General features: G+C 60.7%; 19 protein-coding genes, 1 tRNA gene and 1 pseudogene. 9 read left to right on the forward strand and 12 right to left on the reverse strand.

The genetic code is table 11. From position 1 onward, the window contains the following. Nucleotides 1–167 precede the first annotated feature (167 nt). The 3 genes and pseudogenes from cmk to JTP94_RS34960 all read right to left on the reverse strand — a co-directional run. On the reverse strand, nucleotides 168–800 hold the full coding sequence (cmk, locus tag JTP94_RS34950; RefSeq protein ID WP_204854920.1) for a (d)CMP kinase: 633 nt from the start codon (nucleotides 798–800) through the stop codon (nucleotides 168–170). A gap of 25 nt (nucleotides 801–825) precedes the next feature. Continuing rightward, the gene (locus JTP94_RS34955; RefSeq protein WP_204854921.1) at nucleotides 826–1,461 is read right to left on the reverse strand and encodes an FMN-binding negative transcriptional regulator; all 636 of its coding nucleotides are present in this window, start codon (nucleotides 1,459–1,461) and stop codon (nucleotides 826–828) included. Between the two features lie 75 nt (nucleotides 1,462–1,536). After that, a pseudogene (locus JTP94_RS34960) lies at nucleotides 1,537–1,695 on the reverse strand (3-phosphoshikimate 1-carboxyvinyltransferase); the annotation flags it as partial. A gap of 310 nt (nucleotides 1,696–2,005) precedes the next feature. On the opposite strand from JTP94_RS34960, the gene JTP94_RS34965 reads away from it, so the two are divergent. Beyond that, nucleotides 2,006–2,386, forward strand: coding sequence for a TIGR02300 family protein (locus JTP94_RS34965; RefSeq protein WP_034512763.1), 381 nt, complete (start codon nucleotides 2,006–2,008; stop codon nucleotides 2,384–2,386). 151 nt (nucleotides 2,387–2,537) lie between these two features. Continuing rightward, nucleotides 2,538–2,613 (forward strand) — tRNA-Ala (locus JTP94_RS34970). A 194-nt stretch (nucleotides 2,614–2,807) separates the two neighbouring features. Here the strand turns inward: JTP94_RS34970 and JTP94_RS34975 are convergent. Continuing rightward, nucleotides 2,808–3,842 carry a hypothetical protein gene (locus JTP94_RS34975; protein ID WP_204854923.1) on the reverse strand — a complete coding sequence of 345 codons (1,035 nt, stop codon included), beginning with the start codon at nucleotides 3,840–3,842 and terminating at the stop codon, nucleotides 2,808–2,810. Between the two features lie 238 nt (nucleotides 3,843–4,080). Between JTP94_RS34975 and JTP94_RS34980 the strand changes: the two genes are divergently transcribed. Continuing rightward, nucleotides 4,081–4,803 carry a YoaK family protein gene (locus tag JTP94_RS34980; protein ID WP_204854924.1) on the forward strand — a complete coding sequence of 241 codons (723 nt, stop codon included), beginning with the start codon at nucleotides 4,081–4,083 and terminating at the stop codon, nucleotides 4,801–4,803. A gap of 71 nt (nucleotides 4,804–4,874) precedes the next feature. Then, complete coding sequence (locus tag JTP94_RS34985; RefSeq protein ID WP_204854925.1) at nucleotides 4,875–5,666, forward strand: YdcF family protein; 792 nt, start codon at nucleotides 4,875–4,877, stop codon at nucleotides 5,664–5,666. A 22-nt stretch (nucleotides 5,667–5,688) separates the two neighbouring features. Here JTP94_RS34985 and JTP94_RS34990 read toward each other — a convergent pair whose 3' ends face one another. Continuing rightward, nucleotides 5,689–6,165 (reverse strand): hypothetical protein, encoded by a 477-nt coding sequence (locus tag JTP94_RS34990; RefSeq protein ID WP_034512710.1) that lies wholly within the window; start codon nucleotides 6,163–6,165, stop codon nucleotides 5,689–5,691. Between the two features lie 144 nt (nucleotides 6,166–6,309). Between JTP94_RS34990 and JTP94_RS34995 the strand changes: the two genes are divergently transcribed. Then, on the forward strand, nucleotides 6,310–6,945 hold the full coding sequence (locus JTP94_RS34995; protein WP_204854972.1) for a trimeric intracellular cation channel family protein: 636 nt from the start codon (nucleotides 6,310–6,312) through the stop codon (nucleotides 6,943–6,945). A 68-nt stretch (nucleotides 6,946–7,013) separates the two neighbouring features. Here JTP94_RS34995 and irrA read toward each other — a convergent pair whose 3' ends face one another. Then, a complete protein-coding gene (irrA, locus tag JTP94_RS35000; RefSeq protein WP_204854926.1) occupies nucleotides 7,014–7,433 on the reverse strand; it encodes an iron response transcriptional regulator IrrA in 420 nt (139 codons plus the stop codon). A gap of 297 nt (nucleotides 7,434–7,730) precedes the next feature. Between irrA and fabA the strand changes: the two genes are divergently transcribed. From fabA to JTP94_RS35020, 4 genes are all read left to right on the forward strand, one after another. Beyond that, nucleotides 7,731–8,246 carry a 3-hydroxyacyl-[acyl-carrier-protein] dehydratase FabA gene (fabA, locus tag JTP94_RS35005; RefSeq protein ID WP_034512711.1) on the forward strand — a complete coding sequence of 172 codons (516 nt, stop codon included), beginning with the start codon at nucleotides 7,731–7,733 and terminating at the stop codon, nucleotides 8,244–8,246. A gap of 53 nt (nucleotides 8,247–8,299) precedes the next feature. After that, the gene (fabB, locus tag JTP94_RS35010; RefSeq protein WP_204854927.1) at nucleotides 8,300–9,523 is read left to right on the forward strand and encodes a beta-ketoacyl-ACP synthase I; all 1,224 of its coding nucleotides are present in this window, start codon (nucleotides 8,300–8,302) and stop codon (nucleotides 9,521–9,523) included. Nucleotides 9,524–9,527: 4 nt separating this feature from the next. Then, nucleotides 9,528–10,334 (forward strand): enoyl-ACP reductase FabI, encoded by an 807-nt coding sequence (fabI, locus tag JTP94_RS35015; RefSeq protein ID WP_204854928.1) that lies wholly within the window; start codon nucleotides 9,528–9,530, stop codon nucleotides 10,332–10,334. Between the two features lie 206 nt (nucleotides 10,335–10,540). Further along, a complete protein-coding gene (locus JTP94_RS35020; protein WP_204854929.1) occupies nucleotides 10,541–11,122 on the forward strand; it encodes a dienelactone hydrolase family protein in 582 nt (193 codons plus the stop codon). 254 nt (nucleotides 11,123–11,376) lie between these two features. On the opposite strand, the gene JTP94_RS35025 is transcribed toward JTP94_RS35020, so the two are convergent. The 6 genes from JTP94_RS35025 to JTP94_RS35050 all read right to left on the reverse strand — a co-directional run bounded on the left by JTP94_RS35025 (nucleotide 11,377) and on the right by JTP94_RS35050 (nucleotide 17,662). Continuing rightward, a complete protein-coding gene (locus tag JTP94_RS35025) occupies nucleotides 11,377–12,393 on the reverse strand; it encodes a class I SAM-dependent methyltransferase (RefSeq protein ID WP_204854930.1) in 1,017 nt (338 codons plus the stop codon). 318 nt (nucleotides 12,394–12,711) lie between these two features. Next, nucleotides 12,712–14,850, reverse strand: a complete 2,139-nt coding sequence (pnp, locus tag JTP94_RS35030) for a polyribonucleotide nucleotidyltransferase (protein ID WP_204854931.1) — start codon at nucleotides 14,848–14,850, stop codon at nucleotides 12,712–12,714. A 325-nt stretch (nucleotides 14,851–15,175) separates the two neighbouring features. After that, nucleotides 15,176–15,445 (reverse strand): 30S ribosomal protein S15, encoded by a 270-nt coding sequence (rpsO, locus tag JTP94_RS35035; RefSeq protein ID WP_034512717.1) that lies wholly within the window; start codon nucleotides 15,443–15,445, stop codon nucleotides 15,176–15,178. 172 nt (nucleotides 15,446–15,617) lie between these two features. Next, nucleotides 15,618–16,550: a tRNA pseudouridine(55) synthase TruB gene (gene truB, locus JTP94_RS35040; RefSeq protein WP_204854932.1), complete on the reverse strand. Its 933-nt coding sequence runs from the start codon at nucleotides 16,548–16,550 to the stop codon at nucleotides 15,618–15,620. Between the two features lie 12 nt (nucleotides 16,551–16,562). Continuing rightward, nucleotides 16,563–16,985 carry a 30S ribosome-binding factor RbfA gene (gene rbfA, locus JTP94_RS35045; RefSeq protein ID WP_034512719.1) on the reverse strand — a complete coding sequence of 141 codons (423 nt, stop codon included), beginning with the start codon at nucleotides 16,983–16,985 and terminating at the stop codon, nucleotides 16,563–16,565. Nucleotides 16,986–17,053: 68 nt separating this feature from the next. Then, nucleotides 17,054–17,662, reverse strand: a complete 609-nt coding sequence (locus JTP94_RS35050; protein WP_204854933.1) for a hypothetical protein — start codon at nucleotides 17,660–17,662, stop codon at nucleotides 17,054–17,056. Between the last annotated feature and the right edge of the window lie 45 nt (nucleotides 17,663–17,707).

Below are 17,707 nucleotides of genomic sequence, written 5' to 3' on the forward strand. Positions count from 1 at the left end.
TATTATGCATTTTTGGACACTGATGCGCCGGTGGTTCGTGTTGAACAGGCCTGACCCCAGTCCGCCTTCCCCTTAAGGGAAAGCTATCCGGCGCTTGGACGGAATGTCAGGCTTCATACAAATTGGCGACTCCGTGCGCTATAAGCACGCGAAAGCCGCTCGCATTTTCAGGCATTTCGGCTCAGAGCGGTGTCGATGATCAACTTTGCCGTCTGAAACGCCGCTTCTATACTCATTTCTGAGGTATCAAGCAAGTACGCGTCTTCGGATGGCCGAAGCGGGCTGTCGGTGCGGCCCATGTCACGCTCGTCGCGCCGCTTCACATCCTCGAAAATGGCTGCGTAATCGGCGTTGCCGCCGGCCTCGACGATCTCGTCGTAGCGGCGCTTCGCCCTGACCTCGGCCGAGGCCGTGACATAGAATTTCACCGGCGCGTTCGGGCAGACGACAGTGCCGATGTCGCGACCGTCAAGCACCGTGCCCGGCTCCCTGCCGGCAAAGCTGCGCTGCGCCTCGACGAGAGCCCGGCGCACGGCCGGCATGACGGCGATCTTCGATGCCGCTTCGCCGATCTCGTGTTGCGACAGGATGGCCCGGTCGAGCCCGGCGAGATCGACCTTGCGCGCCATGGCCTCGGCAACGGCTTCGTCATTGAGCGGCAGGCCGGCATCGAGCAGGGCTTTGGCGGTTGCGCGGTAGGTGAGGCCGGTGTCGAGATGGTGGAAACCATAGGCGTCCGCGATCCGGCGCGCCAAGGTCCCCTTGCCGGCTGCCGCCGGCCCGTCGATGGCGATGATCATTCTTCTTTTATCCCTAGTCCCGGTATTATTTGCTGTAGCGTCGCACGAGATCGGCCATCTCGGCGGTGTCGGTCCGATCGATCGTGTCAAGGCCTTCGGCCACGCCCTGCCGGTCGGCTAAGGGTCGGTTCTGGCTGACCTTCCATTTGCCGTCAATCGTTTCGATATCGATCTCGATGCCGATAATGCCCTTCAACTGCGCTGCGACGAATTCCGGCGGCGCATCGTCGACCGCCCAGGGCTGCGAGCGGCTGCTCTCGTTCTCGCCCGTCAGCGCGCCGATCTGCGTGCGCAGCCAGGCAGGATCTTCGATGATCTGCGCGCTGCCGCGAACCTGGACAATGGCATAGTTCCAGGTCGGCACGACCTTGCCGGTTTCCCGCTTCGTCGCATACCAGGACGGGGTGATGTAGGTGTCGGCGCCCTGGAAGACGACGAGCACCGGCGCGCCGGCTGCGATTTCCCGCCACTGGCCGTTGGCCCTGGCGACATGGGCCTGCAGCGTGCCCTTCGGCGAAAGACCGGTCTTCAGGTGGAACGGCACGGGATTGGCGATCAGGCCGCCGTCGCCCGCGGTGATCAGCAATCCGAGCGGGTGGGCGCGGATGAGATCGTGTTGCGTACCGAGATCGTCTTCGCGATGGTGGGGCGGCTGATACATGGTTCCGGTCCGTTTGCTGTCGCCATCCTCCGGCGCTTCATGGCGCGCGGCTTCGGATGGCCGTTCGCGCGCGATCTAGCAGTCCTTGACCTCGATCGTCGCGCCTAATCTTGTCATCATATCAAAAAAATCCGGAAAACTGGTAGCGATCATGCCGGAATCGTCGACCGTGAGGGCGTGCTCGGCGGCAAGCCCCATGACGAGGAAGCTCATGGCGATGCGATGATCAAGACGAACCCCGCGGCTGCAACGGCCAGCACCGATCTCCGCCGGCGATTTCCCTTGCCACGCCGGTATTCCCTAGCATTATAGGACTGGCTGCGGTTCCCCTGCGCCAGATGTCCTGCGGTTCACATCGGCTCGTTAACATGGGCGTGCTGACCAGTCATCCCGCAATGCGCGAAAACCGCGTGCGAAGCGGCATGAAGTTTAGCTTTGACAGAGACGGCCGCAACGATTAAGGGGACCGGCTGATATTTCCCTTAAAACGCCGGTTTCCCCGGCATTGCCGGATTTTCATTCGGTCATTCATGAGGCTTTGACAGTGGCGAAAACGGAACTTGGAACAAAACGTACCGATCCGGACAATGGCAAGAAGTTCTACGACCTGAACCGGGACCCGGTCGTCTCGCCCTATACCGGCAAGTCCTGGCCCTTGTCCTACTTCGAGGAAACCTCCGCTTCGAAGGAAGTTCCGGAAGAAGAGGAAGTGGCCGAGGTCGATACCGAGAACACTGAAGTCGAACTGGTATCTCTCGAGGACGCCGATGAGGCGGCTGCCGGCGACGATATTCCGGATATCGGCGATGACGATGTCGAAATCGGCGACGATGACGACGATACCTTCCTCGAAGCCGACGAAGATGAAGATGATGACGACATGAGCGACATCATCGGCGTCACCGGCGACGACGACGACGTCTGATCTGCGGACAAGACGGCCCGGCAAACAAGAAAAGTTCCCGGGCCGAAATTTTCGGCTTGCTATCTGTAAGAACCAGAAGTAATAAGCCGCCACCCCGACGGGCAAAGCGCTTCGAAGGGACCCAGGGCCGGTCAAACGGCACCACCTTGATGGGGCTATAGCTCAGCTGGGAGAGCGCTTGCATGGCATGCAAGAGGTCAGCGGTTCGATCCCGCTTAGCTCCACCAGCCTTCGCTCTGCGAGCTTCGGCTCGGCAAGCCGGTAGGCTTGATGTGCCGAAGGCGAGAAGATAGCGAAGGCTGTCGCGCTGAAGTTGCGCAGCAACGTAAGCGGACTTTCTCCAAATACTGCGATTGTGTGCTGGCCAAAGGTCGTCGGTGGGGCCTCCTATCACGTGATGGGCGGCCACCAGCCAGTTCCACTATTCCGTGGGGATAAGGGAGGAATCAATGTCATCATCACCAGCACGAATCGCGCGGTCTGGCGAAACGAGCGCGTGATAGACAAAGCGCCCGAACTGAGGCAGCCCAATCTCCGGGACACTTCCCCGGAAACGCTTGAAGACTGTCCTAGCCGCGAAGAACGCGTGGATGTCCGCCAGCTCGAGGCATGGATGACTCCTTGGATTTACGAAGATTGGCGCGGGGACAAAAGTGCCGTGTGAGAGTAGGGCGTGGGCGAGGTAGTGACGCGATCCTAGGTAGCTGTCTTGTGACCACCCCTCAATATGCGGGAAAGCCTTGATTTCTCTTATAGCTTCGAAATTGAACCTGGGGCGCAGCCCTTGAGCTGTGGCGCGGTAAATCGCCATGGACAGAAGCGCTTGGTGATTGGCGATTTTGACCGCTTTGAGTTCCCTCTGCCTTTCGCGCTTGTCCGACGAATGTTTGCAGATCGAGAAGACATAGTGGTTCCAAGCGAATTCGTCGTGATCACGAAGAACGTTTGCACATGCTTGTAAGAAGGGAAAAACGCGATCTTCGGAGATCTGCTTGTAGATCGGATGCTGCCTTCGCTGGCGGCCATCGATGAGGTCCTTCGTATGGATTGTCCAGCTTTCGGGCTTTACACCAGAAACCCAATTCGCCTTGACCTCAGCAAGCCCCTTTGCCAAATCCACTATTTGACCGGATGTCCCACCAACGAGCGAGTAGCCTTGAAAGAAGTAATTTCCCAACTCGCGATCCGCCTCATCGCCAAAAAACTCTACGCTTCCCGCAGGAGTTACGGGGTTAAGCGGGAATTGAACCGAGCGGCCACATTGACAATTGACCTCGGTAGCCTGTTGCACCCATGCACCCTTCGAACCGTCTTGGCCGTAGGGGACAATCGGTTCAAAAGGTTCCTCGTGACGATCAAATAACGCAGGAAAGATTCGCTCACCGCATAGGCATTCAGCGGACATCTGGGCTATTTCTTCCGGGAGAAACGGTGGCGACTGGCTCTGCTTTTTCATGGAACTTCTGATTCGCTGTGGATCTTGCAACAATACTCATCCGACCTAGGATGTCTCAATAGACCAACATCTAGAAATCCATTTCGATGATATTCCGTCGCTGCCCATTCGGCGGGACGATCGTCCGAAAATTGATCTCGATCATCCGCTCAACCCAACTTTTCGCAAACCACAACCCTCTGCATCTAACCAACACCATGCTAGCCTCCCACCACCCGCAACTCACCCCGATTCGGCCATGACCAGACAGCGCCGCCGTCGTCTCATCAAGACCCGCCGCACGGTGACGGGGCTGCTTCTTGTGGCCTCGATTTCCTTCCTCGCCGGCATGACCGATGCCGTCGGCTTGATGCTGACCGGCAACTTCGTGTCCTTCATGACGGGCAACACGACGCGGGCGGCGATCGCGGTCGGGACGGGCGATTTCGGCCATGCGGCGGTGCTGTTTGCAGCAATCCTCACCTTCATCGCCGGCAATGCGCTGGGGATCGTCGTTGCCCATGTTGCCGACCGGCGGGCTTTTGTCGTGCTCGCCTGCGTCAGCATTCTTCTCGCCGCGGCTGCGGGCTTCGGGGAGCCGTCGCTGATCCTGGTGCAGTTCTATCTGGTGGTGCTGGCCATGGGCATGGTCAACGCAACAGTCGAACACATCGAAGGCCTGCCGATCGGGCTGACCTATGTGACGGGTGCCCTGTCGCGTTTCGGGCGCGGCATCGGGCGCTTCCTGCTGGGCGAGCGGAATTTCGCCTGGACGGTGCAGATCGTGCCCTGGAGCGGCATGATCCTCGGCGCCGTCATCGGCGCTCTCCTGACCGGAGCCCTGGGTGCTCATGCGCTCTGGCTGGTCTCGATGGTCGCGCTTGTGCTGGCGCTATCAACGTTTTTCATTCCCAAGCCTCTGCAGCGCCGCTTCAATCAGCGCTTCGTTATTGCAGTCTCGATGGCACGGCGGTCGAAATAGCCACATTGCAGTGCACAAAAATCTGCTAGGAAAAAGCGAATCGTTTCTGCCGACAAGCTTAAGGATGTGCCGTGTTCGTTTTTTCGAAACTTGTCTGGATCTTCGGTCAGCCGCTGTCGCTGGCGTTTTTCTTCGGCCTGCTGGCGCTGCTCGCAGCTCTCCTGCGCTGGCGCGCCGCCATGCTCGCCTCGTCGCTATTGTCGCTGCTGATCCTCTTCGTCGCGCTCTATACGACGGCGGGCGCCTATATCGTCCAGGGGCTGGAGGAGCGCTTTCCGCATGCCGCCGCCGATCCTGCCGACCTTAAATGCATGATCGTGCTTGGCGGCGCCACGCAGAACGAGGTGACGACGGCCCGCGGCGGCTACGAGCTCGATTCGGCCGGTGATCGCCTCATCGAGGCGCTGCGGCTGGCACAGAAATATCCGCAGGCGCGGATCGTGGTCTCGGGTGGCGATGGTTCGATCGGCGGTAGCTACGAAGGCGACGCCGTCATCTCGGAGCGCTTCTTCACCGCGCTCGGTATACCCACAGATCGTCTCGTCGAGGACAAAACCTCTCGCACCACCTTCGAGAACGCCGTCAATACCAAGGAGTTGCTGGCGCAGAACGGCCTCTCGGGCTGCCTGCTCATTACGTCGGGCTTCCACATGCCGCGCTCGATGGGCATCTTCCGCAAGCAGGGCATCGATGTCGTGCCCTGGCCGGTGGACTATCGCAGCACCGGCAAGGAAACGCTCGGCCTCGATTTCACCCAGCCTTCGCTCAACGCGCAACTGCTGGCGACAGGCATACGCGAATGGATCGGCCTCGTCGGCTATTATGCCGTCGGCCGCACATCGGCGCTTTATCCCGGACCGTGACGACGTGTCCGGACCCTGATGGCTATTTCTTCGAGATGGTGACGAATTTGACGCCGCGCACCCTGACGGTGATCTCGCAGGGGTCGCCGTCGGTGCGGTCGCAGAAGTGCGGGTGCATTTTCATGACCAGCACCATGTTGCCGAAACGCTGGATGAAATCGTAGCCGTAGATCTGCGCCGTGGCGATCATCAGGTAGCCGCCTTCGGCCACATGGACGTAGAAATTATAGGGGCAGCCTTCATCCGTGCAATAGGGCCCCTTTTCGCCCTTGCAGGTGATCTCGCCTTCGTTGACGACGATATCGGTCAGCTTGTCGTTGTTGATATCCTGCTCGGTGGCGAAATGATCGCCGAAGCTCACCTGGCCGTCGCAGGTCTTGGTGAAGTGATCCTTCTCGAACGCCACCGGATCCTGCAGGATCGACTGCTGCGCCAGCGCCGTAGCGGGCATGATCACGAATGTGATGAGATTGAGGATCACGATCAGCAGGGATTTCACGGGAAGTTTCCTCTTCGAAGCGCCGTTGCGGCCACATTGGTCGCCGTAACCGCTACGACATCTTTACACGCGCCTGCTTGCGCGGCCCTTGCCGTCGTGATTCATTTCATGGAAATCGCCGCCGGCGTCCTGTTGGAGTTCCCGATGTCGCTTCTCTCGTTTCTCGATTATGCCGGCGTCGCCCTTTTCGCTGCCACCGGCGCGCTGTCTGCCTCGCGCAAGCAGCTCGATCTGATCGGTTTTCTGTTTTTCGCAGCGGTCACCGGCATCGGCGGCGGCACGCTCCGGGATATTATTCTCGGCCGCGTGCCGGTCTTCTGGGTGCTGAACCCGACCTATATCATCATCTGCGCCATCGTCGGCGTGCTGTTCTTCTTTACCGCGCATCTGTTCGAATCGCGTTATCGGCTGCTCATCTGGCTCGATGCAGTGGGACTGTCAGCCTATTGCGTGATGGGGGCGGCCAAGGGCATGGCCGCGACAGGCTCGCCGACGGTTGCCATCGTCACCGGCGCGCTGACGGCGACCTTCGGCGGCATCCTGCGCGATCTGCTGGCGAACGAGCCCTCGGTGCTGCTGCGACCCGAGATCTACGTGACGGCGGCCCTCGTCGGCGCCGGTGTCTTCACCGCCGCCAATGCGACGATGCTACCGCTCTATGCGTCGGCCGGGCTCGGCGTTGCCGCAGCCTTCGCCGTGCGCGGCGGCGCGCTCTGGTTCGGCTGGACCTTTCCGACCTATCATCATAAGCCGGGGCGGCATCCTGACGATGTGATGTGAGATGGAAGGCAGCAGGAATTAGCCAGTAGGCAATAGCAAATGGCTATGAAACAATTCCACTGCCTGCCTTACCGCTGCTTGCGGCGCAGGCGGATCACGACGTCGACATGGGCGATTTCCATGCCCTTCGGCGGCTCCGGCAGGTTGCTGATCGTCAGATTGCTGATCGGAATATCCAGCACTTCGTTGTGGCCTTCGACGAAGAAGTGATGATGATCGGAGACGTTGGTGTCGAAATAGGTCTTGGTGCTCTCGACGGCGAGCACGCGGATCATGCCGGCTTCGGTAAATTGATGCAGCGTGTTGTAGACGGTCGCAAGCGAGACGGGCACGCCTGCGGCAACGGCTTCCTCGTGAAGCTCCTCGACCGTCAGATGCCGGTCGCCCTTGGCGAAGAGGAGATCACCCAGCGCGATCCGCTGCCTGGTCGGCCTCAGGCCGACATTGCGCAGCCTGGTCTCGATCGCGATTTCGGCCTCTTCCGCCATTCAGGGACTCCGGATTCCAGATTTCTATTATTCTTCACTAAGCCATATAACTTTTGCCTTGATCGCTTTCAATAGTTTCGATGGGGTAGGAAGGTGCTCAAAAGCCGGAAAAATCGGGCTTTTGCCGCATTTGCCACTGGTCGCAGCTCTGGCGTTCCTGTATGCGACCACCACATAAGGGCTAGCAGGTTCGATTGGATGGTGGAGTGAGAGTGTGATGGTTGCGCTTCATTTTCTGTCGATCTTGCACTAAAGCTTCACATCCATCGGCATTCATGCGGGGGAAATGGAATTTTTATGACGACGAGACAATCCAGCTTCAATTACGAGGAAATCCTGGCCTGCGGCCGCGGCGAACTGTTCGGCCCCGGCAACGCACAGCTTCCCCTGCCACCGATGCTGATGGTCCATCGCATTACAGATATTTCCGAAACCGGTGGCACCTTCGATAAGGGCTATATTCGCGCCGAATACGACGTGCGTCCCGACGACTGGTACTTCCCCTGCCATTTTGCCGGCAACCCGATTATGCCGGGCTGCCTCGGCCTGGACGGCATGTGGCAGCTGACCGGCTTCTTCCTCGGCTGGCTCGGCGAGCCGGGCCGTGGCATGGCGCTTTCGACCGGCGAAGTGAAGTTCAAGGGCATGGTTCGTCCGGAAACGAAGCTCCTCGAATATGGCATCGACTTCAAGCGCGTCATGCGCGGCCGCCTCGTCCTCGGCACTGCCGATGGCTGGCTGAAGGCTGACGGCGAGATCATTTATCAGGCAACAGACCTGCGCGTAGGCCTGTCAAAGGACAAGGCTGCTTGAGCCGCGGCGTTGCCGCCTCCACAAAAAGAGACGTTTTAGAAAAGGTCATCGACATGAGACGGGTAGTTGTTACGGGTCTGGGTATTGTCTCTTCGATTGGAAACGATGCCCAAGAAGTGACTGCCTCGCTGCGCGAAGCCAAGTCCGGCATTTCTTTTTCCCCCGATTTCGCCGAGCATGGTTTCAAGTGCCAGGTCTGGGGTTCGCCGAAGATCGATACGACCGAACTGGTCGATCGCCGCGCCATGCGCTTCCTGTCGCAGGGCGGCGCGTGGAACCATGTCGCCATGAAGCAGGCGATCGCCGACAGCGGCCTCGAGGAAAGCGACATCACCAATGAGCGCACCGGCATCATCATGGGCTCCGGCGGCCCGTCGACCCGCACGCTGATCGAAGCCGCCGACATCACCCGCAAGAACAACAGCCCGAAGCGCATCGGCCCCTTCGCCGTGCCGAAGTCGATGTCGTCGACGGCATCGGCAACGCTTGCGACCTGGTTCAAGATCCACGGCGTCAACTATTCCATCTCATCGGCCTGTTCGACCTCGGCACACTGCATTGGCAATGCGGCGGAGATGATCCAGTGGGGCAAGCAGGACGTGATGTTCGCCGGCGGCCATGAAGACCTCGATTGGACCATGTCAAACCTCTTCGACGCGATGGGCGCCATGTCCTCCAAGTTCAACGAGGATCATCCGGAAGCCGCCTCGCGCGCCTATGACGTCAATCGCGATGGTTTCGTCATCGCCGGTGGTGCCGGCGTGCTTGTTCTGGAGGAGCTGGAGCACGCCAAGGCGCGCGGGGCCAAGATCTATGCTGAGCTGGTCGGCTACGGCGCTACCTCTGACGGTTACGACATGGTCGCGCCGTCGGGCGAGGGTGCGGTGCGCTGCATGCGCCAGGCGCTCGCCACCGTGAAGGGCGATATCGACTATATCAATACCCACGGGACCTCGACGCCGGTGGGCGACAGCAAGGAAATCGGCGCGATTCGCGAAGTTTTCGCCGACAAGATCCCGCCGATCCAGTCGACCAAGTCGCTGACGGGCCATTCGCTCGGCGCAGCCGGCGTCCAGGAATCGATCTACTCGATCCTGATGATGCAGGAACGCTTCATCGGTGAAAGCGCCCATATCGCCGAGCTCGATCCGGAATTTGCCGGCGTGCCGATCGTGCGCAAGCGCATCGACGACGCCAAGATCGACATCGCTCTTTCGAATTCCTTCGGCTTCGGCGGCACCAACGCCACGCTCGTATTCCAGCGCTATAACGGATAAGGCAATGACCGGAATCATGCAGGGTAAGCGCGGCCTCATCATGGGCGTCGCAAATAATCATTCGATTGCCTGGGGTATTTCAAAGGCGCTCGCAGCCGAAGGCGCGGAACTGGCTTTCACCTTTCAGGGCGAAGCGCTTGGAAAACGCGTCAAGCCGCTTGCAGCCGAGGTCGGCTCGGACTTCCTTTTGCCTTGCGATGTCGAGGATCTTGCCTCGGTCGATACCGTCTTCGAGGCGATCAAGGAGCGCTGGGGCAAGCTGGATTTCATCGTCCACGCCATCGGCTTTTCCGACAAGAACGAGCTGAAGGGCCTCTACGCCAACACCACGCGTGATAATTTCACCCGCACCATGGTGATTTCCTGCTTCTCCTTCACCGAGATCGCCAAGCGTGCCGCCGACCTGATGACAGAAGGCGGCAGCATGCTGACGCTGACCTATAACGGCTCGACCCGGGTGATCCCGAACTACAACGTCATGGGTGTTGCCAAGGCGGCGCTCGAGGCATCCGTGCGCTATCTCGCCGCCGATTACGGCCCGCGCGGCATCCGCGTCAACGCCATCTCCGCCGGCCCGATCCGCACGCTGGCCGGCGCCGGCATTTCCGACGCCCGCGCCATCCTCTCCTGGAACCAGCGCAATGCGCCGCTGCGCCGGTCGGTCACCATCGATCAGGTCGGCTCCTCGTCGCTTTACCTGCTGTCGAACCTGTCGGCAGGCGTTACCGGCGAAATCCACTTTGTCGACGCCGGCTACAACATCACCTCGATGCCGACGCTGGAAACGCTGTCGACGGCGGACACCGAGTAAGCCTTCCGATTTGAATTGTCCTCTCGGTATTTGGCCGGGAGGACCGAATTTCCGGATATCCTCCCAGAGGAGTCCCGATGACGTCCAACGACGCCGAACGCTCGATCCGACCGATTGCCTCCACGGGAAAACGCACTCTTCCCGGCGAGGCGATGACTCTGTAAAGTGCCGAACGTGCGCCAGACCATCCAACCCGGAGGCTCCCTATGGCCGAGGTCTTGTTGTTCCACCACGCACAGGGGCTGACCCCGGGTGTGCGCGCCTTCGCCGACGACTTGCGGGCCACCGGTCACACCGTGCACACGCCGGACCTGTTCGACGGACGCACGTTCCAGAGCATCGACGAGGGTCTCGCCTATATCGGTGAGATCGGATTCGATGACATGCGGGAGCGCAGCGTCCGCTTCGCCGACGAACTACCTCCCGAGATCGTCTATGCCGGGTTCTCGTTCGGTGTGCTGCCGGCGCAGAAGCTGGCACAGACACGGCCCGGAGCCCGCGGAGCCCTGCTCTTCTACTCTTGCCTGCCGATCAGTGGCGAGTGGGCCTTCGGACCCTGGCCGGATGGCGTCGCGGTCCAGATTCACGGTATGGACAACGACCCAATCTTCGTCGGCGAGGGCGACATCGACGCCGCCCGCCAGATCGTGGAGAAGGTCGAGGACGCGGAGCTTTTCCTGTACCCCGGCGATCAGCACTACTTCGCCGACAGCTCGCTCCCGTCATATGACGCCGATGCAACCGCGCTGCTCACCATCCGAGTGCTCGAGTTCCTGGATCGCGTTTGATCCATGCCGGCGTTTTGGCTTGAGCTCAGGCCCGAAACGCGGTCCCGCAACAGCGCTTACAGTTTCTCAGCGGCTTCGGGTGTACCAATATCGTGAAGCGCCCTTATGCACTTTCGAGCAAAGGCCGAGTTGTCATTGTGGTGAACCGACTCTGGCTCATGCAGAGGATCGGCACCAAATCGAATGATGAAGTCACGCTCCGAAATCTTGTCGAGCATAAGGTCTATCACCGGATTTGACGTCCGATCCGCCGCTTATTTCTTCGCCCAGAGCACCTTGAAGCGGGCATTGCGGCAGGTCTCGCCATGCTCCTTGAAGCTTTCCGCCAGCACCGGCTCATAGGGCAGGCCGCGATTGGCGACCAGCATCAGGCGGCCACCGCTGCGCAGGGAGGCGGCAGCTGTCTTGATCATCGCCTGGCCGAGCGAAGGCTCGGCGGCGTGGCCTTCATGGAAGGGCGGGTTCATGATGATCAGGTCGTACTTGTCCTTGACCGGCTCGCTCGCCAGATCGTGCCAGAAGAAGCGCTGGGCGACCTTCGGGCAATTTGCCAGCAGATTGGCACGGGCAGCCTCCAGCGCGCCGTAATGGGCCTCATAGAGGTCGATGCGGGCGCTTCTCGGCGACTTCGTCGCAAGTTCCACGGAAAGATAACCCCAGCCGGCGCCGAAATCGGCGGCGTCGCCGGTAAAGTCGGTCGGCAGGCGCGAGGCGAGCAGTTCCGAACCGGCATCGATCCGGTCATGGGAGAACATGCCGGGGGCCGTCGTGAACCGGTCGTCGACGCGTGTAGCCGGCTTCGCAAGCTGCGCCGTCATCGCCTTGATGTCGGCGGGGCGCGCGAACCAGAAGGCGACACCGTGATATTTCGGCATGTACTCGACCGCGAGGCCGAAGCCCTCCATGCGCTTGCGCAGCGGCTGAATGCCGTCTTCCTTGCCGCCGGCAACGACGATGAGGCCACCTTCCCTAACGCGCGAAAGCGCTTCGGCGATATGATCTTCGTTTTCGCCCTTGTGCTTGCCGCAAAGGACCAGCGCGCCGTCATAGTCGCCGCCTTCGATCTCCGGCGTCACGTTGATCCGCTGCGCCTGCAGCTGGCGATAGAAGGGGCGGAAGCCCTGGACGGCGGAAAGTTCGGCGGTAAATCCGTCCGGCAGCGAAAAGCCGGCCTCGGCTGCGAGAAACAGGATCCGCTTATCCTCGCCGGGCGCGTCAACAGTGCCCGAGGCAAAGGGGTGGAACAGGGTCTTCAGGGCGTCGCGGCTCATGGGGCGTGGTCTCGTCTTGGGAAATGGGTTTCGATTGTCGGACATGTGCGCCATCGTCGTATTCCAGGCTTGCCCCTCACCCTAGCCCTCTCCCCGTTGAAACGGGGAGAGGGGACGACAGAGCAAGACAAGATGCCTCAGCTTGGAAGAGAGGATGATCGAGCGCGGTCGCATCCCCTCTCCCCGCCTGTGCGGGGAGAGGGCTAGGGTGAGGGGCCAGGCACATAGTTTCAGCGAAAGCGGGCCAGGCCGACAGCAATAATATAAAAAGGGCGCGGAAACGAATTCCGCGCCCCGGAACGTGAATGAAGGCGCGGCTTATTCGGCCGCGTCATCCTTCTTCTTGTCGGCGGCGAGTTCCTGGCCGGTCGCCTGGTCGACGACCTTCATGGACAGGCGAACCTTGCCGCGCTCGTCGAAGCCGAGCAGCTTGACCCAGACCTTGTCGCCTTCCTTGACGACGTCCTGCGTCTTCGCCACGCGCTCGGAAGCGAGCTGCGAGATGTGGACGAGGCCGTCGCGGGCGCCGAAGAAGTTGACGAAGGCGCCGAAGTCGGCTGTTTTGACAACCGTACCTTCGTAGATCTGGCCGACTTCCGGCTCAGCGACGATCGAGTGGATCCACTTGCGGGCCGCTTCGATTTCCTTGCCGGAAGACGAGGCGATCTTGACGGTGCCGTCGTCTTCGATGTTGATCTTGGCGCCGGTCTTTTCGACGATTTCGCGGATGACCTTGCCGCCGGAGCCGATGACTTCACGGATCTTGTCGACCGGGATGTTCATGACTTCGATGCGCGGTGCGAATTCGCCGAGCTGGCCACGGCTTTCGGTGATTGCCTTGGACATTTCGCCGAGGATGTGGGTGCGACCGCCCTGTGCCTGGCCGAGAGCGACCTTCATGATCTCTTCGGTGATGCCGGCGATCTTGATGTCCATCTGCAGCGAGGTGATGCCGTCGGCAGTGCCGGCGACCTTGAAGTCCATGTCGCCGAGGTGGTCTTCGTCACCGAGAATGTCGGAGAGAACGGCGAAGCGATCGCCTTCCAGGATCAGACCCATGGCGATGCCGGCAACCGGCTTGGCCAGCGGAACGCCGGCGTCCATCAGAGCGAGCGAGGTGCCGCAAACCGTTGCCATCGAGGACGAGCCGTTGGACTCGGTGATCTCGGAGACGACGCGCAGCGTGTAGGGGAACTGTTCAGCCGTCGGCAGCATCGGGCGGATAGCGCGCCATGCGAGCTTGCCGTGACCGATTTCGCGACGACCCGGGGAACCCATGCGGCCGGTTTCGCCAACCGAGTAGGGGGGGAAGTTGTAATGGAGCAGGAAGCGCTCCTTGTACATGCCCGTCAGGCTGTCGACATACTGTTCGTCTTCGCCGGTGCCGAGCGTGGCGACGACGATTGCCTGCGTTTCACCGCGGGTAAACAGCGCCGAACCGTGCGTGCGCGGCAGAAGGCCGACTTCCGAAACGATCGGGCGAACGGTCGACAGGTCGCGGCCGTCGATACGGCTTGACGTGTCGAGGATGTTCCAGCGAACGATCTTGGCCTGCAGGTGCTTGAAGACGGCGCCGATGACTTCGGCCGAATACTTCGGCTCGACGCCTTCCGGGAAGAAGTGTGCCTTGACCTTGGCCTTGACGGCGTCGACGGCAGCGTAGCGCTCAGCCTTCTGCGTGTTCTTGTAGGCGGTGCGCAGTTCGGCTTCGGCGATGCCGAGCATTTCGGCTTCGAGTTCGGAATGATCTTCCGGCGTGAAATCGCGCGGTTCTTTGGCCGCGACTTCAGCGAGCTTGATGATCGCGTCGATGACGGGCTGGAAGCCGCGATGACCGAACATGACGGCGCCGAGCATGACGTCTTCGGAGAGTTCCTTGGCTTCGGATTCAACCATCAGCACGGCGTCCTGCGTGCCGGCGACGACGAGGTCGAGGCTGGATTCGTCCATCTCGTCGAGATGCGGGTTGAGCACGTATTCGCCGTTGATGTAACCGACGCGAGCGCCGCCGACCGGGCCCATGAACGGAACGCCCGACAGCGTCAGGGCAGCCGAGGTGGCAACCATCGAAAGGATATCGGGATCGTTTTCGAGGTCATGCTGGATGACGGTGACGACGACCTGGGTATCGTTCTTGTAGCCTTCCGGGAAGAGTGGGCGGATCGGGCGGTCGATCAGGCGGGAAACCAGGGTTTCCTTTTCGCTCGGACGTCCTTCGCGCTTGAAATAGCCGCCGGGGATCTTGCCGGCTGCGTAGGTCTTTTCCTGGTAGTTGACGGTGAGCGGGAAGAAATCCTGGCCCGGCTTCGGCGACTTGGCGGAAACGACGGTGGCGAGCACTACGGTCTCGCCGTAGGTTGCCATGACAGCGCCATCGGCCTGGCGGGCGATCTTGCCGGTTTCGAGCTTCAGCGGGCGACCGGCCCACTCGATTTCGACGGTATGGATATCGAACATATCTTGTCCTTGCATAGTGCGGGAAAAGGCGCCGTCGCCAATGAGTTCGGCAAGGCGCATCTTCGACCGCACGAAATGTGACGCATCACGGGCAAGACAACGAGAGGCTTTCGAAGATCGGCCGAAGCGCGAAGCCTCGGCTGAAAGCATCCGGCAATCCTGCCCCATGACAGGTCAACGGTTGTTGTTGGCAGGACCGGCCCATCCGGCCTGCCGGCGGTTTCACATCGCGCAAACACAAGGCGCTAGGGAAACTCGTCTTAAGGGTTCATACCCTTCATAAGCATCCGGCGGACGTTCACGAGAACGCCCGCCGGAAATTCGATTAGCGACGGATACCGAGGCTGGTGATCAGCTTGGTATAACGGCCTTCATCCTTCTTCTTGAGATAGTCAAGAAGCGAGCGCCGGCTGGAAACCATCGTCAGGAGTCCACGACGGGAGTGGTTGTCCTTCTTGTGGTCCTTGAAGTGGCCTGTGAGATTGTTGATGCGCTCGGTCAGGATAGCAACCTGGACTTCCGGAGAACCGGTGTCGCCTTCGACGGTAGCATATTCCTTGATCAGCGCAGCCTTGCGCTCAGCAGTGATCGACATCGGATAGTCCTTTCTATGAGAGGAAATTAAAGTCGCCAAAAGCCGGGATGTCGTCCAGCATTGGCCGCGAATGCAATCGGGCAGGCCCGATGCTGGCGCTGCCTATAGACCATTTGACATGCAAAGGGAAGAGCCGCGATTTTTCCTTCTCCCGGCCGGGAGAAGGCGGTGCTTACACGAACACCCGCTTCGGTCGGAATTCCCCCTCACCGATCTCGCCGATGGCGATCAGCTTGCCGCGCGCGGTGGCATAGGCCTCCGTTTCGGCGACCGGCGCATCGCGGCCGCGTACCAGAATAGGATTGCCCATCTTCAAACGGTGCGCCTGATCATCGTTGATGACGAGGTGCGGCAGCGACGACAGGGCTTCGGCCGTGTCGATCAGCAGCGCGTCGAGGGCCGCCAGCCGCTCGTCGGCATCCTCGATCGCCTCGAGCGCCACGAGATTGGCGAGCGGCACCATCGCCTCCTCCGCAAAGGGGGCAACGAAGCTGCGGCGCAGGCTGGAAATATGGCCGTAGCAACCGAGATCGCGGCCGAAATCGCGGGCAAGCGCCCGGACATAGGTGCCCTTGCCGCACTCCACCTCGAAATGCGCCGTATTGGCATCTGGGCAGGCAAGCAGCGTCAGGCGGAAGATCTCCACTTCGCGCGAGGGGATATCGACCGTCTCGCCGTCACGGGCGAGGTCGTAGGCGCGTTCGCCGGCGATCTTGATGGCCGAGAACTGCGGCGGGATCTGGTTGATGACGCCGGTATATTGCGGCAGCAGCGCGCGGATGTCTTCTTCGCCCGGGCGCTTGTCTGACGTCTGCGTCACGTCGCCTTCGAGATCGTCGGTGGCGCGCTCTTCGCCCCAGGTGACGGTGAATTCATAGATCTTGCGGCCGTCCATGACGTAGGGGACCGTCTTGGTGGCGTCGCCGAGCGCGATCGGCAACATGCCGGAGGCAAGCGGATCGAGCGTGCCGGCATGGCCCGCCTTCTGCGCCTTGAAAAGCCACTTGATCTTGGAAACGGCTTCTGTCGAGCCGAAATCCACCGGCTTGTCGAGGATGAGCCAGCCCGAAATCGGGCGGCCCTTGGGCTTGCGTGGTTTGGACATTCTCTGTCTCTGTTATCGGTTTTTGTCGGTATCGGTGTCGGCATCGCCGTCATCGAGATCGCGCTGGACCTCCGGCGAGCGCAGCAGCGCATCGATCTTCTTGTAGTTGTCGAAGCTGGTATCGTCGCGGAAGCGGACTTCCGGCATGTATTTCATCTGCCGAAGCAGCGGCCCGAGACGGCCGCGGATGTATTTCGAATGACGATTGAGCGTGTCGATGATGATGTCATGGTCGGCAACGCCGAGCGGCGTCACATAGGCGGTGGCGATCTTCAGATCCGGCGACATGCGCACTTCGGAAATGGAGATCACGGTGCGCTCGATCAGGTCGTCGCGCACTTCGCCGCGCTGCAGAACCTGCGTGATCGCGGCGCGCACTTGTTCGCCGACGCGAAGCATACGCTGCGAGGGCGCGGAAGAAGTTGGTCTGGTCATGGTTTTTCCGTTAGCAGCGTCCCTTGGACGCTATAAAGCGGGTCACATGACTCGATCCGGCGCAAAGGTCAAGGCTGGATGGCGCGTTCTGCCTTCCAGAAGCCCAGAATCCGCCGGAGTGCGGCATCCTGCTCCCCTTGATTGGAGAACGCGGATACGGGGATATAGGTGACGAAGGCTTCGAGATCGAATTCGATCCGGCCGTCGCGACGGCCGATATTGGTGATCTCGCTCCAGGCGAGCCACATCGATGTGTGTGCCGAGTTCCACGATGCGCCCTCGGGTGTCATCGTCACGGTAATGGTGATGTCCGGGCGGATGCGCGACCGCATCGCCGCCAGGCGTCTCCGTGTCAGCCAGCGAGAATAGAGGACGATCAGCACATAGACGATCAGGGTCGGAACGAGCCAGATCATCATCATCTCGCCTTCGTCGACGGACGGCGATATCCCGAAAACCGGAACGAAGAGGTAAGCGCGCAGAACGTGGAAAAGACCGGCCAGACCGGCGCCGCCGCCGATCGCCCACAATGGGAGCAAGCCCCATCTATCGTAAGCATTGGCAGGGCGGCGTGCTGCAAGACGGCGTCCCGCCCGTCGCATGACCGCGATATGCTCGTCCGGCTGACGAACATAGGAAACGACGATCCGGTCGTTGTCTGCAGACGTTGTCGTCATGAGCGGCGCGCCTTTCTCCAGCCACTTCGAACCCAATAAAAAACC

Origin of the sequence: Martinezella lusitana, from assembly GCF_016901135.1 — a bacterium.
GTDB classification, from domain to species: Bacteria; Pseudomonadota; Alphaproteobacteria; order Rhizobiales; family Rhizobiaceae; genus Rhizobium; species Rhizobium lusitanum_D.